Below are 16,798 nucleotides of genomic sequence, written 5' to 3'. Positions count from 1 at the left end.
ACTATCTGACAATTCAAAAGGATCATATAAAATGGAAACTAATTTCAAACCCACGATCATCGGATTTCTGTGTAACTGGTGCTGCTATGGCGGCGCTGATCTCTGCGGTGTTTCCCGGTTTCAGTATCCCCCCTATCTCCGGGTGATCCGGGTCATGTGCTCGGGCAGGGTGGATTTGAAATTTCTGGTCAAAGCTTTTCTGAACGGCGCAGACGGCGTGTTCATCGGCGGCTGTCATCTTAATGACTGCCACTATAATCCGGAAGGCAATTATGATGCCCTGATCACCGCCAGGTTGTGCCGGAAACTGCTGGGTCATACCGGAATCGATCCGGACCGGTTGAGACTGGAATGGGTCTCTGCGGGTGAAGGCATCCGTTTTGCAGAAGTGATGAATGATTTCAGTCAAAAAATCCGTCAACTCGGGCCGCTGGGTACCAGTGAAGAGATAGATAAAAAAGATCTGGAGTTGAATCTGAAGGCCGCCATGAAACTGGTTCCCTTCATCAAGCTGGTGGAAAGAGAAAAGCTCAGGCTGCCCGACAGAACCGAGGCGGGGGTGCATCGATTTCTGCAAAGCGGTGTTCTGGATCAATGTTTTGATCAAACCATTGCAGATAAAATGGTCACAAGCCGGATTCTGCTGCTGTTAAAGGAAAAACCGCTGACCACCAGTGATATTTCCGGACACCTGGGGTTGAACCCGTCTGAGATTTCCCGTCATATGATCACCTCCTCCCGGCACGGCATGGTCAAATATGATACAGCCAGTAACTGCTACGAACTGGCCGGGGCATAACCAAAAAAATTTTACGGGAAGCATCCGATGGAAATTGAAAGAGTAGATCAGATAATCGAGAAGCATCATGGAGAAGCTATCAACCTGCTTCAGATCATGCTGGATATTCAAAGTGAGAACAACTGGCTTTCCAAACAGGCCCTGGCACGGGTCAGTGAAAAACTGTCCGTCCCCATGACCCGGATTCAGCATATCGCCACGTTTTACAAGGCGTTCAGCCTGGTTCCTAAAGGACGGCACAAGGTGCATATCTGCATGGGCACGGCCTGTCATGTCCGGGGGGCCACCAGGATTCTGGACACGGTGGAGGAAGCCACGGGCATCAAGCCCGGGGAAACCGACCTGGATCTGAAATTCAGTCTGGAGACTGTGAACTGTCTGGGGTGTTGCGCCCTGGGGCCTGTGATGGAAGTGGACGGCAAAGTTCATGGCAAAATGTCACCGGTCAAGGCGTCCAAAGCCTTGAAAACATATGAATAGGGGAAAATTATGACACGGTTGGAAACGCCGGAGGCTTTGGAAAGTTTCCGGCAGGAGATATTGACCCGGAGAGATCCTGACAGCCCCTGTGTATCCATCTGTGCGGGTGCCGGATGTGTGGCATCCGGTGCGGATGAAGTCATCGCCGCATTTGAAAAGGAAATCGAAGCCCAGGGATTGTCCGCCACAGTGTCCACCAAAGGGACCGGCTGCCCGGGATTCTGTGAACAGGGCCCGGTGGTGGTGGTCTATCCCGAAGAGATCTGCTATCTTCAGGTGCAGGCCAAAGATGTGCCCGAGATCGTTGAACAGACCATCAAAAATAAACAAGTGGTGGAAAGGTTGTGCTACAAAGACCCTGCCACAGGCGAGCGGGCCGTCAAAGAATCGGATATTCCGTTTTACCGGTCCCAGCAGCGTACGGTCTTGTGCAACAACATCAAAATCGATTCCAAAAGCATTGAAGATTATCTGGCGTTGGGCGGATATGCGGCACTGGCCAAGGCCCTGGGACAGATGACCGATCTCGAAGTACTGGAAGAGGTGAAAAAATCCAATATCCGTGGCCGGGGCGGGGCCGGGTTCCCGGCCGGCCGAAAATGGGAAGGCTCCAGAAATGCCGATGATCCCATCAAATACGTGATCGTGAATGCCGATGAAGGCGACCCGGGGGCGTTCATGGACCGGGCCCTTCTGGAGGGCAATCCCCATTCCATCCTGGAAGGATTGATCTTAGGGGGATATGCCGTCAAGGCCCATGAAGGGTATTTTTATGTGCGCCAGGAATATCCCCTGGCAGTGAAAAACATTCATCTGGCTATCCAGCAGGCGGAACATTACGGCCTTTTAGGCGAGAATATCCTGGGATCCGGGTTTGATTTCAAGGTGATCGTGCACCAGGGGGCCGGGGCGTTTGTGTGCGGGGAGTCCACGGCACTCATGACCTCCCTGGAAGGCAAGGCCGGCGAACCCCGTCCCAAGTATGTCCGGTCCAATGTCAAGGGACTGTGGGAACGGCCGTCCGTCCTCAACAACGTGGAAACCTGGTCCAACATCCCCCTGATCATCGACAAGGGCGCGGACTGGTTTACATCGGTGGGCACGGACAGTTCCAAAGGCACCAAGATCTTTTCCCTGGTGGGAAAGATCACCAACACCGGCCTGGTGGAAGTCCCCATGGGCATGACATTACGGGAAATCATCTATGATATCGGGGGTGGGATCCCCAACAACAAGAAATTCAAGGCCGTTCAGACGGGCGGCCCCCCCGGGGGCTGTATCCCGGAACACCTGCTGGACCTGCAGGTGGGGTTTGACGAACTCACCAAAGCCGGGTCCATGATGGGGTCCGGGGGCATGATCGTCATGGATGAAGACACCTGCATGGTGGATGTGGCGAGATATTTTATCGAGTTTCTGACCGACGAGTCCTGCGGCAAGTGCGTGCCCTGCAGGGAAGGGCTGCGCCAGATGCACCGGATATTGACCAATATCACCAAAGGCAAGGGCAAGGAAGGGGACATCGAAATCCTTGAGGAACTGGCGGAAACCGCGGTGGAAGCCTCGCTCTGTGCTTTGGGCAAAAGTGCGCCCAACCCGTTTTTAAGCACGTTGAAATATTTTCGGGATGAGTATGAGGCCCATATCCATGACAAGAGATGCCCGGCCCTGTCCTGCAAGGAATTGATCAGTTTTTACATCGATCCGGACAAATGCACGGGTTGCGGCACCTGCCGCAAGCAGTGCCCGGCCGATGCCATAAACGGAGACAAGAAACTGATCCACATCATCGACCAGGACAAATGTACCCGGTGCGGCACCTGCTTTGAGGTGTGCCCGCCCAAATTTTCTTCCGTGGTCAAACTGTCGGGTGAACCGGTGCCGGACCCGGTGCCTGAAGAAGCGCGCACCATCCGGAAAAAAACGAAAGAGAAAGGATAGGCCATCATGGGAGACATACAATTTGAAATCGATGGACAGACCGTGACAGCGGATCCGGGCATGACCGTCCTGGAAGTGGCCCAGAAACATGGGATTTATATCCCCAGCCTGTGCCATCATGAAAAACTGGAGCCGTTCGGCGGGTGCCGGCTGTGTATCGTGGAGGTGCAAGACCGGGGTCGGACCAAGTATGTGGTATCCTGTGTGTTCCCGGCTGCCGGCGGCATCAACGTCCGGACCCGGTCCGAAAAAGTGGACCGGCTGCGTAAAACCATTCTTGAACTGCTCATGGCCCATGCACCGGATGCGCCGCAACTGGTTGAGCTGGCAAAAGTTTACGGGGCAGACCCCAACCGGTATGAAAGCGATCCCTCTTTCTGCATCCACTGCGGCCTGTGCGTGCGGTATTGTGCGGAAGTGGCCCAGAAAAACGCTATCGGATTTGTGGACAGGGGCATCAACAAAGAGATCAGCTTTGTGCCCGAAATTGCGGCCAAATACTGCAATGACTGCAAAGAGTGCTTTCCTTTTTGCCCCACCTCCTATCTCCAGGCCGCGTTCGTGCTGGCTCAATCTCTTTCGTTCTCTGAGCAGGGAGTTAAAAATACTGAACACGTGAAAGTCGAAGATAGATGAGGATATACCTTACGAATAAATATGATTGGGGGGCAATGGTGCTGGGCGCCCCGCGGGCTTCAAACCCGTTGGCCCGGTCTGCAAAACCGGGAGGAGGTTCGATTCCCCTTGCCCCCTCCACAAACATATTAGGTATCTATACATCTATGCGGTTAATTAAACCATGTAGAGAGGAAACAATATGGTGAAGAAATCATTGATAAAAAAAATCGGTGGCACGTGGATGGTACTGGTTCTGTTCGTTATGGTAACTGTTGCTTTTGCCGCCGATTCGACCCAAATTGAATTCCCAAAAGGCGTAGTGGTGGACAAGGATTTTGATTTCGGTGAAATTATTGAAGGAGAAGTCGTTACCCATGCTTTTGTTATATTCAATCAAAGCACGAAGCCACTTCGCATATTAAAAGTAAAAACAACATGCGGCTGTACAACGGCCGAAAAACCGGATCGCATTGAGCCCGGCCAAAAGGGACATGTTACAGTGAAGTTCCATACCAGGGGGTATGGAGGAAGAAACGTTATCAAAAATACCCATGTGACCACGGACGACCCTGATCAAAAATTGATCGTACTGACAATCAAAGGCAGGGTTACCCGTTTTGCCCGCATTTTGCCTGATCGTTTGTTGTTAAGGGGTGTCGCAGGGAAAGAGATCAAAGGGCTGGTCAGAATTGTCCCTGAACCAAATTATCCTTTTCAAATCGAAAAAGTGGTCATCGACACACATATTTCAGGGAAAATAGCGGCAAATCTTAAAGCAGATAAAGGCATTTACCTGCTTGAGGTGTCAAACCTCGTGCGAGACAGCGCAAGATATTACGGCAAAGTCATTTTGAAAACCGACAGTCCGTTGCGCCCGGAACTAACGGTTTATGTCATAGGGCGTATTGAAAAACAATAAATGATTGAAAAATATGTCACAATAGGGATTGCCGGGCACGTGGATCATGGCAAGACATCCCTTGTCAAATGCCTGACCGGGACGGATACGGATCGTCTTCAGGAAGAAAAACGGCGGGGATTATCCATCGAGTCGGGGATTGCGCCGTTTCAATCAAATGATGCCGGTTTGCGGATGGCATTCGTGGATGTACCGGGTCACACGGATTTTTTGAAGAATACCATCCGCGGGCTGAGCGGCGTGGACATGGCGATACTGGTTGTCGCCGCAGATGACGGACTGATGCCGCAAACACTGGCACATCTTCACATCCTCAATTTCTTTGACGTTAAAAACGGGTTTGTCGTCTTGAGCAAATGCGATCTTGCGGATGACGAAATTTTATATCTGGCGGAACTTGAAATCAGAGAGGCATTGGAAGGTACCTTTTTAGATGAAAAACCGATCATTCCGTTTTCGGTGATCGATAAAAGAGGGCTTCATGAAATTGAAAAATGTATTGTGGAAACGGCGAGAGAAATCCAGATCAAGGAATCATCGCTGCCGTTCCGTTTATGGATTGATCAGGTGAAAAGTTTTGCCGGTATCGGAACCGTGGTAACCGGAACCATACAGTCAGGCACACTGAATCAGGGAGACACCCTTCATCTTTTACCGGCTGGTATTGAAACCAGAGCCCGTTTACTGGAGATGCACCATGATAAAGCCGATAAAGCCGTTGCCGGACAGCGTGTCGGCATCAACATCCCCAAGGTTCCGGTTAAAGACGTAAAAAGGGGCATGGTCCTTTCAGGGCCGGACGCGGTCCATCCAACTTATCTTCTGAATGTGGAAATCAGGCTGCTTGAAAATGCCGGAAAGCCGGTTAAAAACCGGCAGCGGGTAAAACTCTATCTTGGCACTTCCGTGACAAATGCCATGATCGTTTTCATGGAACAGGAATATCTGTATCCGGGCGGGAAAGGATTTGCACAGGTCAGGTTGATGAAACCCGTTCCCGCGCTGCCGGGCGATCCTTTTGTCATAGGGATTCTCAATATTCAGGCCGTTATCGGTGGGGGCAGGGTTCTTCAGATATGCCGGGAGAAAATCAGACGTAATAACGCTGGTGCCACCCGTTCACTCATGAAGGCGGTCCAGGAAAATGACATCAAGGTGTTTGTCACGCATATTTTCAAATTAAAACCCTCGAACCTGATGACATCCAGAAAACTGGCCAGATGTTTTTTTGTTGATGAGGCGGCAATTGAAAAAGAAATTTTGAAAGGCGTGAGAAGCGGCGAAATTCTTTTATTTAAGGGTCAGGGTTTTTTCGAAAAAAAACAATATCAGACGTTGAAAAAACAGGTGCCTTCGGTCGTAAAAAAGATTCTGACGGATAATCCTTTAAAAGTGAAGGCGAGCCATGAAGAGATAAAAGACAGGTTGTCACCCCGGCTCAACGATGGCCCGTTTCAAAGAATGATTGCTGAGCTGTTGAATGAAAATAAAATCATCAAAACCGGGGGTGGATTTCAGGTGCCGGATTATACAGCCAATCTGTCGAGCGACAGGGAAAAACTCATCGTCCTGTTGGAGAATTATGCGCAAACATCCTGGCTGGTGCCCTTCAGCGCCCATACATTCTGGACGTTACATAAAAAGGAATACAGCCTGAATGAAGTTCAGCGGGTGCTTGATTATCTGTACCTTCAAAAAAGGCTGATTCGACTCAACAACAGACGGTTTATATCCCACGATGCCATGGCGGTTATCAAAGAAAGGGTGAAAAATTTGATCAGATCAAAGGGCGGTCTTACGATCGAAGACGGCAAGGAACTGCTTGGGTATGGAAGAACCGTGGGAATATCTGTTTATGAGTACCTGGATTCGATCAAATTTACCCAAAGAAAAGATGGTATGCGTGTTTTGACCGAACCGGAAATTGAACAACAGACTGATGCGTAAATGACCTACTAAAAATCAATATGAAAGGGGTCTGGAGGAATAACCCGACAGTTAACCCCATAATCATGTTAAAAACAGGAGAATTGTGTATGCGAGTAAAAAAACGACTGGCTCTTGGTGTTATTTTATTTCTGACTGCAACCGTGTTTGCCGTTTCGGCTGTGGCTGAACCCATTCTTGAAAAGATTGAACGGACTGGTGTGGTCACCATGGCATTCCGGGAAGGGTCAGTTCCTTTCGGGTATATGAACCAGAAAGGGGAATGGGTCGGGTTCGGCCTGGACCTGGGGTATGAAATCCATCAGGCCCTGGAGAGAAAATTCGGTAAAGAGATCGAACTGGTCAAAAAACCCATGAATCCGAAGACCCGGATTCCCCTGGTGGTCAATGGCACGGTGGACATCGGTATCGGTTCCACAACCATTACCCTGGAACGGGAAAAAGTGATCGATTTCAGCCTGCCCTATTTTTTAACCGGCACCCGGCTGCTGGTCCCCAAAGACAGCCCGATCAAAGATTTTCCGGATCTTGCCGGGAAACGGGTCGGGATGGGCAGCGGCTCGACCGCAAATATCAAGGGCCTTGACAGGGCCATTGCCCAGGGACTGATCGAACCGGAATGCCAGAAAATGCTTTTTGAAGAACACAACAAAGGCTTTCTGGCCCTGCAGCAGGGAAAAATCCATGCCTATTTCACGGATGCCAGCATCCTGGCCGGTATGAAAGCCAAGGCAGAAAAACCCGATGACTGGAAAATTGTGGGCCGGTATCTGACCTATGAACCGTATGGCCTGCTTTTACCGGAAAATCAGGGGGAGTGGCGTGATTTTATCAATGAAACCCTGGTTCAGATTATCAAAAGCGGCAAGTTCATGGAAATTTATGACAAATGGTTCGGCCCGGATGGCGAGGTGCCTCTGGAAATGGGCGACGAATACAAAGCATTGCTCAAGGCGTTGAGTTTTCCGGACTGACGCACTGAAATTGACAGGACGGTGGGACGGATATGGGATTGTTGAACTATCAATTTGACTGGAGTGTCCTCTGGCGGGCCCCCTATGGGCAGATGATGATACAGGGTATTTTTACCACCGTCCACCTGTCTCTCATTGCCTGGGGCCTTGCCCTTGTCCTGGGAATTTTGATCGGGGTATTGCGGACCCAGCCATGGCTTCCGGGCCGGATTTTCGGTGCGGCCTATGTACAGATATTTCGCAACACCCCGTTTCTGGTGCATCTTTTTTTCTGGTACTATGCCGCGCCCTTGATTCTGCCGGAATCCGGACAGCAGTGGCTGTATGACACGGTGCCGAACTATGCGTATTGGGCCGGAGTGGCCGGACTCGGGATGTACACGGCATCACGGGTGGCTGAACAGTTCCGGTCCGGTTTTTCTTCCATCCCCGCAGATCAGTATCGGGCCGCCTATGCATCCGGGCTCCGGACCTTCCAGGTGTACCGGTGGGTCATTATCCCCTATGGATTCCGGCTGATCCTGCCCACCATTACCACGGAATTTCTCACCTGCTTCAAAAACTCTGCATTGACCATGACCATCGGTGTCATGGAGATCACCCACACGGCTTATTATATCGATTCTTTTACCTGGCATGGCCTGGAAACCACGACGGCGGCCAGCCTGGTGTATCTGACCATCGCCTGGACCGTGATTGCCGTCATGGGGCAGGTGGAAAAACGGGTTTACATCCCCGGCCAGATCCGAAAGGCGGGATGATCGGTCATGGATGTGGATGTCATTGTCAGAAATGCCCCATTTATTTTCGGGGGGCTGTATCTTACCGTACAGCTTGCCGTTTTTGCCATCGGCGGCGGGCTTGTCTTAGGCATTCTTCTGGGGGCTGCCCGATTGTCCCGGCAGCCATGGCTGTATTATCCTGTCAGTGGCTATGTTCATTTTTTTCGGGGACTTCCGCTGCTGCTGGTCATTTTCTGGCTTTATTTTCTCATCCCGGTCATCACGGGCCGCAATCTCAATGAATTTGCCGCGGCCGTCATCGCGTTCATTGTATATGAAGCCGCCTATTTTTCCGAAATTGTCCGGGCCGGTATTCAATCCGTCTCCAGGGGCCAGCGGATGGCGGGACTGTCCAGCGGCATGACCGGCGTTCAAACGTTGAGACATGTTATCCTGCCCCAGGCCCTGCGGACCATGGTGCCCTCCCTGGTAACGCACAGCGTGGTCATTTTCCAGGATACCTCTCTGGCCTATGTCATCGGGCTGCGTGAGTTTCTGCGCCGGGTAAATCTGGTGGATGCCAGGGAAGCCCGGTCCCTGGAACTCTATCTGTTTGCGGGTCTGGTATATTTTATCTTATGCTCTGCCGGTACTTTCACCGGCAAACGGCTGGAGCGCAAAAACCGGGAAAGGAAGGTTCGATGATCGAAATCGAAAATGTCAGCCTCTGGTATTCCAAACAAACCAGAGTGCTTTTCAATATTGATGTCCGCATCGGTCATGGTCGGAAAGTGGTGATCTGCGGTCCCAGCGGATCCGGGAAAAGTTCGCTTCTGCGATGTATCAATGGGCTGGAACGGTTCCAGGAAGGCCGGATTCTTGTGGATGGAATTTCCGTACTGGCAAAACAAACCGATATCCATGAACTGAGGGCCGGCATCGGCATGGTATTTCAGCATTTTGAGCTGTATCCCCATATGACGGTTCTTCAGAATATCACATTGGCCCCGGTCAGGGTGCGCAAAAAATCCCTTGCTGACGCGGAAACCCATGCCCGGAGTCTCCTGGAACGGGTCGGCATCCTGGAACATGCCGCCAATTATCCGGGTGAGCTTTCAGGCGGGCAGCAGCAGCGGGTGGCCATTGCCCGGGCCCTGGCCATGGAACCGAAACTGATGCTGTTTGATGAACCCACATCCGCCCTGGATCCGGAAATGATTCAGGAAGTCCTCGATGTCATGACGGATCTGGCGAAAGAAGGCATGACAATGGCGCTGGTGACCCATGAGATGGGCTTTGCCAAAGAAGTGGCCGATGAGATCATTTTCATGGACAAAGGCCGGATACTGGAACATGCCGATACTGCATCATTTTTCGACAATCCCCGGCATGACCGGACCCGGCAGTTTTTGAGCCGGATTCTTCGATAACCGCCTTTGTATGAACATCATTAAATTGCTTTTTCAAGGGTTGAAAGAAATTGCGGCAGATTGAAGTCGTATTTTTTTGCCACATCCCGGATCGTCATGAACAGAGAGGTACAGCAGATACATTCGCCGGCCTGTTCATCAAAGGATTTGAACACGGCAATCGTGTCCGGATGGGCGGATACGACATCCAAAATGGTCATATCCGGATGGATGTGTATGTCTGTTTTTTCGGTCATGATATCTCCTTTGCGGCGAATACTGCGAATACGGCGAAAAATTTTTATATCATCTCAATGAAGGCCTGAATCCGGACCCGGAGCTGCTCCGTGTCTGATTCGGAATAATCGGTTTCAATGTGCAGGAACGGCAGGCCAAAGTCATCCTGAACCAGCGTTGCCACCTGAAACGATTCAATATTGTAAGTGTGGCAGGCCTGCCAGGTCAGGTCCACCACGCCGTCGATGGAAAATGCCGGAATCATCTCCCGGAGCATTTCCATACGGCCCGGGTTGGGACTCATGACGGAACAGGGAATGGCCAGATACTGATCGGCCAGGGCCGTGACCGGGTCGATGGTGTCATTTACCTGAAAAGCCTGTTTGTATCCGCTGCAGTTTTCAAGGGCCACGACATTGGCACCGCACTGTTCCAGGATTTTCACCACCTTGTCCGACCCGAGCCCGACAGGCACGCCGGTCAGCAGAATCCGGGGGGTTGTGTTTGTGTAGGGACTCTGGTTTTGTTCAATCAGTGTCAGACAGACATCTGAAATTTCATCCATCAGGGCGATCCCTTTTTCCTTGTCGGCGAAGAATCCGGTTTTGAACAGGATTTCAACCAGTTCCATGCCCGTCAACGGAGAAGGGTTGGCTCTGGTGATGTCCATGAGCCGCTTTTTTGCCTGTCGTTCCCGGTTCATCAGGCGGATGGCGGCAGAGATTTTTTCCGGCGTGATCTGACGGCCGATCCGGTTTTCAAGTACCGTGATCAGGGTTTCGATTTCCGCTTTCCAGGGTCCAAGGGACAGGGCAGGAACCTGATTCTGCGGCAGCTGCAACACATGGACCGGTTTGAGGTCGGACATGATCTCGAACATCTTTTTTTTCCCGTCACACGTGGTATCCGCCACAATCATGTCCGAAAACCTGAAAAAGGGGCAGGTGTCTGTGGCGGCAAATCCATAGCTGCTTTTGATCAGCGGACACAGGTTCCTGGGCAGTACCTCTTCGGCCGCATCAATGGGGTCCTGGCGGGTGCCGCACAACGGCAGCGGAATGGCATCCGCTGCCACGGCCAGCTCAGTGGGGCCGTACAGGCAGTAAAATCCGATGACATGGTTGCCTTTTTCCTTATGGGCTTCGATGTCCATCAGGTTTTGTTCCGTGATCTGCTGAATTTTTTTGAACAGGGCCTGTTTCATTCTCAGAGTTCCTTGGGATGTCCGGCGGGTGAAAGGTCTTGAACAGCAATGGCGGCAATGTCGTCGTGGGTCTTGAACCTGGGAAATCGGCGGCATTCCGGGTCGGTTTTCTCGATCTGCCGGATCCGGTGTTTCAGGCCTGACAGACCCAGGTCCCGGTACAGGGTGACCAAGGGCGTGAAATTTTTCTTTTTTGCCGGTTTTTCCGATGGAATGGACAGGCCGTCCGTGAACAGCAGCACGGTGTTGACCTGATCCAGGGATTTACGGCCGTGGTGGAGGAAATCCATGGCATGGGGCTCCCCGTTCAACACCCCATAAGTCAGGTTCATCTCGGCCCGTTTCTTTCGGATCTGTTGGGAAATCCTTGCGTCCATGCCGCATGGACCGGTTTTTTTCCGGGCCGGCCACAGGCACAGGGTGTCGTAATCATGATCTTCCCGGTCCACCACCACTTCGTGGGTGTTGTCGTGATAAATCAGAATGATCTGGGCATCGCCGGTCTGCACCCATTCCAGGGTATTGTCCCGGATCCGGACCACGGCCGCGCTGGTACTCCACAGGTTTTCTTTCCGGGTAAGATCCACGCCATGGCGGACCATATGTTGGTGAATGGAGTGGTTTGCCGTGTGTGCCAGTGCCTTTAAGGGAAAATGGTTGGTAGCAAAAACGGACCGGGCCGCGGAGGACGCGATCAATCCCCCGGTTTTTTCTTTTTCAAACACGGTTTTGTTCAGGCTGGTGGCCCCGTCAAACACACCGAAGAGATTGCCCTGAGCCACCAGGGTGTCTTCATTCAGACGGGCCGATCCTTTTTCAAGGATGGTTTCAATTTTCATGGAACGTCTACTATTCAATGGGTTATGAATTTGCATGATTTGTAAAATAGCCAGTGGGAGCATGTTTGTCTAATTCGTAATTTGGATGAAATATCAAAGTTCCTATTGAAAGGATCAATACCCGACCGGGAAATGGAAACCAGGGATGTAGATATCGAAAAAACCGATGATCAGGGTAAAATTGATTCAGATAATCAATTTTACAGATAGAATTCGCAAATGTATAAATACTGGTTCAAACCCAATTAAAAAAAAGGAGATACCATGACGACCGATTATACACCCATGTGGCAGGAGCTGGGGCTCGACCTGGCCGGCCATGAAGCCCTGCTCAATGTCCTGGGAACCGCTTACACAGATATTTATCTGTCCCAGAAGAACCGGCCCGAAGGCATGGGCTATTTTGATTTTGTGATGAGCGAGGTCCATGGGCTGCGCATTAAAGAACTGATGGACGAAAAAGCCGCCGGCAGAAAGATCATCGGCTCCTATTGCGTGTTTGTGCCTGAAGAGATTGTGTTGGCAGCCAATGCCACCCTGGTGGGGCTGTGCTCCGGAGCGGATTTTGCCATGGAAAAAGTGGAGCAGCTTTTGCCCAGAAACACCTGTGCGCTGATCAAATCCTCATTCGGGTTTAAAATCGGCAAGGTGTGCCCCTATCTGGAAAGCGCGGACATGATCGTGGGGGAAAACACCTGTGACGGCAAGAAAAAAGCCTATGAAACCCTGGGGACCCTGGTAGACAATCTGTATGTCATGGATTTGCCCCAGACCAAGACCGACCAGACCAGAGACCTGCTCAAGGCGGAATACATGAAGTTCAAGACGGCTGTGGAAGAATTAACGGGTATCACGGTCACGGCGGAGTCCCTGAAATCTGCCATTGATGTGGTCAATGCCAAGCGGGCCGCCATTCACCGGCTGTCTGCATTGAGAAAGGCCGACCCTGCCCCCATTTCCGGCCTGGATGCCCTGCTGGCCAACCAGGTGTTCTTTTATGACAACCCGGCCCGGTTCACGGAATCGGTCAACAAAATCTGTGATGAACTGGAAACCCGGATCCAGGAAAAAACCGGGGCATTCCCTGCCGGCGCGCCCCGCATCCTGGTGTCGGGATGTCCCCAGGCCGTTCCCAACTGGAAACTGCATATGATTGTTGAAACGGCCGGGGCCGTGATCGTGGGCGAGGAATCCTGTGTGGGCGAACGGGGCACCCGGAACCTGACCGCCGATACGGGCACCACCGTGGATGAGATGATGGATGCCATCGTGGACCGGTATTTTCAAGTGGATTGCGCCATATTCACCCCCAATCCCCAGCGCCTGGACCACATTCAGGAGATGGTCACGGCATACAATGCCCAGGGCGTGATCCATTACGGCCTGCAGTTCTGTCAGCCCTATCTCATGGAATCCATTCCCGTGGAAAAGGCCCTGGAGGAGAAAAACATTCCCTGCCTGCGGGTGGAAACCGATTACGGCATGGAAGATGCGGGTCAGCTCAAGACCCGGGTGGAAGCCTTTATCGAACAGCTCAGGTAAGGATCGACATGTCCTCAGACACAACAGCGGTGCGGTATGCCGGTATTGATATCGGCTCCCGCACCATCAAACTGGTGGTGGTTGACTCATCGGGCAAGATCCTGGAGCGGTTCCAGTCCGACACGGGATTTGATCCCATGACCACGGCCAATGCACTCATTGCCAAGGTATCATTCGACAAAATCATGGCCACTGGATACGGCCGGAACCTGTTTGAACTCTCCTTTGACGCGCCCACGGTCACGGAGATCAAGGCCCATGCCCGGGGCGCCTGGACGGAATTCCCCGATGCCCGCACGGTTCTGGACATCGGGGGACAGGACAGCAAGGCCATTTCCCTGTTTGACACGGGCAAAGTGAAAAAATTTGAAATGAACGACCGGTGTGCCGCCGGCACGGGCAAGTTCCTGGAAATCATGGCCGCCACCCTGGGATTTGAATTGGCGGAGTTCGGGGCCCAGGCCCTGGCCGCTGAAAAAGACCTGCTGATTTCCAGCATGTGCACGGTGTTTGCCGAATCGGAAGTGACCTCCCTGATCGCTAAGGGCGAAGACCGCAAAGAGATCGCCCGGGGCCTGCACACCAGTGTGATCCGGAGGGCTGCGGGCATGATCAACCGGGTATCTTCAAACGGGCCCATCGTGTTCACGGGCGGGGTGGCCAAAAACCCCTGCATGGTGCAACTGCTGGCCGGCAGACTGGACCGGGAGATCCGGATCCCATCCGATCCCCAGCTGGCCGGGGCCTATGGGGCCGCCCTTCTGGCAGCGGAACAGACGGTGGGAAAGGAATAATCGGCAGGTCTGAGATCCCCGGTTTTCCAGAAAGACCTGGTCAGCATCCTTCATGTGACGCAATTCAGAAATCAGATAATATGGTTTGCTTTGGGTTCAGGTTTTGATGTAAACCTGACGATAAACAACACTGATCTGAGGGCCAGAAAAATGCAGGGAAAACAATACCGGCTGGGTGACCAGATTATTACCGGGTATGCGGCCGCTGGCCCATTTTTTCAATAATAAGCAGGGTGGAAACCAGATATATATCGATCCTGGCCAGACAGTTGAACATGGGATTTTCCGTTTAGGCAGGTATAAAATCAGTATTGAAAAAACAGGTGCGGTTTCATGGCAGAGATATAATAGACCAAACAGTATCAAGGGCGGGGGTGGTTTTATAGAGTCCGGCATTTTGTTTTTAGGGCCCGGAGAGTATGATGTTTATGAAAATATGAGTAAAAAGAAGTGGCATGAAAACCTTGGGGTATTGCCGGAATGGGAAAAAACCTTTGCCTGGAGCCGACATAATTTTTTGCATCGCGTTACCCCGCAAGTAACTGCAAAATTATCTTTTTGGCAAAGGAACAGTAAAAACTCAACGATCAAAAAATCCACCCATCCTTCAGAACCACTGCATCATGCCGAACCTGATGAACAGAAAACGGCCTTTTATAATATCGGGCAAAAGAAAACACCATGGCGGCGGCATCAACGTTCTATCCAGTGGGAACACTGGTTCAAGCGGTTTTCACGCTTACTGACGGGCAGTTTTCGTATGACATGTTATATTATTTTTTTTATACTGAAAAAAGCAGTTGATGTGCTGGGCTTTTTAATGAATTTTTTCAATAAAATGATCTGGAAAAGAGGAAAACGGTTATGAATAGATTAAAATACAGCATCCTTGCTGGGGTTATGTTTATACTTTTTTTTGCCGGTGCCGGGTTTGCTGACGATGATGAGCACGACAATGACCATGGCAAACATCACAGCCATGAAAAAAGGCAGTCAGAATCGGTGAGTAATGACACCTATGCACAGGAATGCGGGGCCTGCCATTTTGCGTATCAGCCATGGCTGCTACCGTCCGGTTCCTGGGAGAAGATTCTTGAAGAACTGCCGTCCCACTTTGGCGAAGATATCCCGCTCGATGAAGAAACCCAGAAGACCATTAATCAATACCTTACAGCCAATGCAGCGGATCGTGTGTCAGTCAAACGGTCCCGGAAAATCATGAAAAGCCTGAGAGGTAACACACCCGTCAGGGTGAGTGAGATCCCTTATATTTTTGAAAAGCACCATGACCTGGATGCGGCGATCCTGGCCAGACCATCGATCGGTTCCCTGGGGAATTGTATCGCCTGTCACACGTCTGCGGATCAGGGCCACTATGATGATGACTATGTTACCATTCCACGGTAATGCCTGATATGGATCGGGATAGAAAAATACGCAAAGTCACATGGATCGGCCTGTGTATAAATGTTGCTCTTTCGGCTCTGAAAATTTCCGCCGGTGTGTTTGGACACAGTCAGGCAGTCCTGGCGGACGGTATTCACAGTATTTCAGATACGGTGACCGATTTTGCAGTTATCATCGGATCCTACTATTGGTCAAGGCCCCCGGACAGCTGCCACCCCTATGGTCACAGAAGGTATGAAACACTGGTCACAATGTTTATCGGTGTCATTCTTCTCGTGGCCGGGGCCGCCATTGGATGGGAAGCGATTATTACGATAAGGGAAAAACATGCGCAGCCGCCATCAATGACAGCGCTGTGGGCTGCGGTGATTTCGATTATCATTAAAGAATTCCTGTATCAGTGGACAGCAAGGGTCGGCAAAAAAATCAAAAGCATGTCACTGGTGGCCAATGCATGGCATCATCGGCTGGATTCCTTTAGCTCCATCCCTGTTTTCATTGCTGTTGGCGCTTCAATCGTTTTTCCGGGATGGACGTTTCTGGATCATGCCGGAGCGATTTTTGTTACCGCATTTATTTTTCATGCCGCTGTTAAAATAATTTTTGACGGGATCAAGGAATTTGTTGATATCGGCGCTTCTGAAGAAGTTCTAAAGCAGATCAAATCACTTGCAGAGAGCCATCCTTCCGTCCTTCAGGCCCATGGCATTCGTACAAGATATATGGGAAGTAATCTCCAGGTAAATCTGCACGTGGTTGTCGACAGTCACATGACGGTTTTCGACGGTCATGAGGTTGCGGAAGCGGTTAAAAAACAGATTCTTGAAAACGGTCCCGAAGTAATCGATGTGGAAATTCACATTGAACCATCGGAATCTAAAATCACTGAAGAATAGTTTTGTAGGGATCTTTATTTATACCATTCCTGGCTAAACCATCCTGATGTGCTGGGTGTTTTCTGGAAAA

18 protein-coding genes are annotated in these 16,798 nt (G+C 51.1%); 15 read left to right on the top strand and 3 right to left on the bottom strand.

The annotated features are described in order from the left end of the window. Positions 1 to 31 precede the first annotated feature (31 nt). The 10 genes from DPO_RS02800 to DPO_RS02750 all read left to right on the top strand — a co-directional run bounded on the left by DPO_RS02800 (position 32) and on the right by DPO_RS02750 (position 9,830). Positions 32 to 799, top strand: a complete 768-nt coding sequence (locus DPO_RS02800; RefSeq protein WP_006964140.1) for a hydrogenase iron-sulfur subunit — start codon at positions 32 to 34, stop codon at positions 797 to 799. A 27-nt stretch (positions 800 to 826) separates the two neighbouring features. Further along, positions 827 to 1,279: a complex I 24 kDa subunit family protein gene (locus tag DPO_RS02795; protein ID WP_006964139.1), complete on the top strand. Its 453-nt coding sequence runs from the start codon at positions 827 to 829 to the stop codon at positions 1,277 to 1,279. A gap of 9 nt (positions 1,280 to 1,288) precedes the next feature. Then, positions 1,289 to 3,220 (top strand): NADH-quinone oxidoreductase subunit NuoF, encoded by a 1,932-nt coding sequence (locus DPO_RS02790; RefSeq protein ID WP_006964138.1) that lies wholly within the window; start codon positions 1,289 to 1,291, stop codon positions 3,218 to 3,220. A gap of 6 nt (positions 3,221 to 3,226) precedes the next feature. Further along, positions 3,227 to 3,856: a 2Fe-2S iron-sulfur cluster-binding protein gene (locus DPO_RS02785; protein WP_006964137.1), complete on the top strand. Its 630-nt coding sequence runs from the start codon at positions 3,227 to 3,229 to the stop codon at positions 3,854 to 3,856. Between the two features lie 181 nt (positions 3,857 to 4,037). Further along, positions 4,038 to 4,757, top strand: a complete 720-nt coding sequence (locus tag DPO_RS23620; RefSeq protein ID WP_006964136.1) for a DUF1573 domain-containing protein — start codon at positions 4,038 to 4,040, stop codon at positions 4,755 to 4,757. Continuing rightward, positions 4,758 to 6,704, top strand: coding sequence for a selenocysteine-specific translation elongation factor (gene selB, locus DPO_RS02770; RefSeq protein ID WP_006964135.1), 1,947 nt, complete (start codon positions 4,758 to 4,760; stop codon positions 6,702 to 6,704). It begins immediately after the preceding gene. Between the two features lie 89 nt (positions 6,705 to 6,793). Further along, positions 6,794 to 7,678, top strand: coding sequence for a transporter substrate-binding domain-containing protein (locus DPO_RS02765; RefSeq protein WP_006964134.1), 885 nt, complete (start codon positions 6,794 to 6,796; stop codon positions 7,676 to 7,678). Between the two features lie 32 nt (positions 7,679 to 7,710). Beyond that, positions 7,711 to 8,439, top strand: coding sequence for an amino acid ABC transporter permease (locus DPO_RS02760; protein ID WP_006964133.1), 729 nt, complete (start codon positions 7,711 to 7,713; stop codon positions 8,437 to 8,439). A gap of 6 nt (positions 8,440 to 8,445) precedes the next feature. Further along, positions 8,446 to 9,105 (top strand): amino acid ABC transporter permease, encoded by a 660-nt coding sequence (locus DPO_RS02755; RefSeq protein WP_006964132.1) that lies wholly within the window; start codon positions 8,446 to 8,448, stop codon positions 9,103 to 9,105. Next, complete coding sequence (locus DPO_RS02750) at positions 9,102 to 9,830, top strand: amino acid ABC transporter ATP-binding protein (protein ID WP_006964131.1); 729 nt, start codon at positions 9,102 to 9,104, stop codon at positions 9,828 to 9,830. The genes DPO_RS02755 and DPO_RS02750 overlap by 4 nt, the downstream gene beginning before the upstream one ends. A gap of 20 nt (positions 9,831 to 9,850) precedes the next feature. On the opposite strand, the gene DPO_RS02745 is transcribed toward DPO_RS02750, so the two are convergent. The 3 genes from DPO_RS02745 to DPO_RS02735 are packed head-to-tail and all read right to left on the bottom strand — an operon-like array spanning position 9,851 to position 12,089. After that, entirely contained in the window at positions 9,851 to 10,066 is a 216-nt protein-coding gene (locus DPO_RS02745; RefSeq protein ID WP_006964130.1) for a hypothetical protein, read from the bottom strand. Positions 10,067 to 10,110: 44 nt separating this feature from the next. Further along, entirely contained in the window at positions 10,111 to 11,250 is a 1,140-nt protein-coding gene (locus DPO_RS02740) for a double-cubane-cluster-containing anaerobic reductase (protein WP_006964129.1), read from the bottom strand. Positions 11,251 to 11,252: 2 nt separating this feature from the next. Then, positions 11,253 to 12,089: a hypothetical protein gene (locus DPO_RS02735; RefSeq protein WP_006964128.1), complete on the bottom strand. Its 837-nt coding sequence runs from the start codon at positions 12,087 to 12,089 to the stop codon at positions 11,253 to 11,255. Positions 12,090 to 12,353: 264 nt separating this feature from the next. On the opposite strand from DPO_RS02735, the gene DPO_RS02730 reads away from it, so the two are divergent. From DPO_RS02730 to DPO_RS02710, 5 genes are all read left to right on the top strand, one after another. Then, on the top strand, positions 12,354 to 13,631 hold the full coding sequence (locus tag DPO_RS02730) for a double-cubane-cluster-containing anaerobic reductase (RefSeq protein ID WP_006964127.1): 1,278 nt from the start codon (positions 12,354 to 12,356) through the stop codon (positions 13,629 to 13,631). An 8-nt stretch (positions 13,632 to 13,639) separates the two neighbouring features. Next, on the top strand, positions 13,640 to 14,425 hold the full coding sequence (locus DPO_RS02725; RefSeq protein ID WP_006964126.1) for an acyl-CoA dehydratase activase: 786 nt from the start codon (positions 13,640 to 13,642) through the stop codon (positions 14,423 to 14,425). 175 nt (positions 14,426 to 14,600) lie between these two features. After that, on the top strand, positions 14,601 to 15,293 hold the full coding sequence (locus DPO_RS25080; protein ID WP_152427525.1) for a hypothetical protein: 693 nt from the start codon (positions 14,601 to 14,603) through the stop codon (positions 15,291 to 15,293). Beyond that, on the top strand, positions 15,290 to 15,832 hold the full coding sequence (locus DPO_RS02715) for a diheme cytochrome c (RefSeq protein ID WP_006964124.1): 543 nt from the start codon (positions 15,290 to 15,292) through the stop codon (positions 15,830 to 15,832). The genes DPO_RS25080 and DPO_RS02715 overlap by 4 nt, the downstream gene beginning before the upstream one ends. Beyond that, entirely contained in the window at positions 15,832 to 16,728 is an 897-nt protein-coding gene (locus tag DPO_RS02710; protein ID WP_006964123.1) for a cation diffusion facilitator family transporter, read from the top strand. The genes DPO_RS02715 and DPO_RS02710 overlap by 1 nt, the downstream gene beginning before the upstream one ends. The last annotated feature ends 70 nt before the right edge of the window (positions 16,729 to 16,798 follow it).

The sequence above is a fragment of the Desulfotignum phosphitoxidans DSM 13687 genome, from assembly GCF_000350545.1.
In the GTDB taxonomy this organism is placed as follows: Bacteria; Desulfobacterota; Desulfobacteria; order Desulfobacterales; family Desulfobacteraceae; genus Desulfotignum; species Desulfotignum phosphitoxidans.
This window is presented reverse-complemented; position numbering and strand designations above follow the sequence as displayed.

Coding starts and splice junctions, on each gene's coding strand:
- DPO_RS02785 (WP_006964137.1), top strand. CDS start 3,227: ATGGGAGACATACAATTTGAAATCGATGGACAGACCGTGACAGCGGAT.
- DPO_RS02725 (WP_006964126.1), top strand. CDS start 13,640: ATGTCCTCAGACACAACAGCGGTGCGGTATGCCGGTATTGATATCGGC.
- DPO_RS02790 (WP_006964138.1), top strand. CDS start 1,289: ATGACACGGTTGGAAACGCCGGAGGCTTTGGAAAGTTTCCGGCAGGAG.
- DPO_RS02735 (WP_006964128.1), bottom strand. CDS start 12,089: ATGAAAATTGAAACCATCCTTGAAAAAGGATCGGCCCGTCTGAATGAA.
- DPO_RS02795 (WP_006964139.1), top strand. CDS start 827: ATGGAAATTGAAAGAGTAGATCAGATAATCGAGAAGCATCATGGAGAA.
- DPO_RS23620 (WP_006964136.1), top strand. CDS start 4,038: ATGGTGAAGAAATCATTGATAAAAAAAATCGGTGGCACGTGGATGGTA.
- DPO_RS02740 (WP_006964129.1), bottom strand. CDS start 11,250: ATGAAACAGGCCCTGTTCAAAAAAATTCAGCAGATCACGGAACAAAAC.
- DPO_RS02760 (WP_006964133.1), top strand. CDS start 7,711: ATGGGATTGTTGAACTATCAATTTGACTGGAGTGTCCTCTGGCGGGCC.
- DPO_RS02800 (WP_006964140.1), top strand. CDS start 32: ATGGAAACTAATTTCAAACCCACGATCATCGGATTTCTGTGTAACTGG.
- DPO_RS02750 (WP_006964131.1), top strand. CDS start 9,102: ATGATCGAAATCGAAAATGTCAGCCTCTGGTATTCCAAACAAACCAGA.
- DPO_RS02765 (WP_006964134.1), top strand. CDS start 6,794: ATGCGAGTAAAAAAACGACTGGCTCTTGGTGTTATTTTATTTCTGACT.
- selB (WP_006964135.1), top strand. CDS start 4,758: ATGATTGAAAAATATGTCACAATAGGGATTGCCGGGCACGTGGATCAT.
- DPO_RS02745 (WP_006964130.1), bottom strand. CDS start 10,066: ATGACCGAAAAAACAGACATACACATCCATCCGGATATGACCATTTTG.
- DPO_RS02710 (WP_006964123.1), top strand. CDS start 15,832: ATGCCTGATATGGATCGGGATAGAAAAATACGCAAAGTCACATGGATC.
- DPO_RS02730 (WP_006964127.1), top strand. CDS start 12,354: ATGACGACCGATTATACACCCATGTGGCAGGAGCTGGGGCTCGACCTG.
- DPO_RS02715 (WP_006964124.1), top strand. CDS start 15,290: ATGAATAGATTAAAATACAGCATCCTTGCTGGGGTTATGTTTATACTT.
- DPO_RS02755 (WP_006964132.1), top strand. CDS start 8,446: ATGGATGTGGATGTCATTGTCAGAAATGCCCCATTTATTTTCGGGGGG.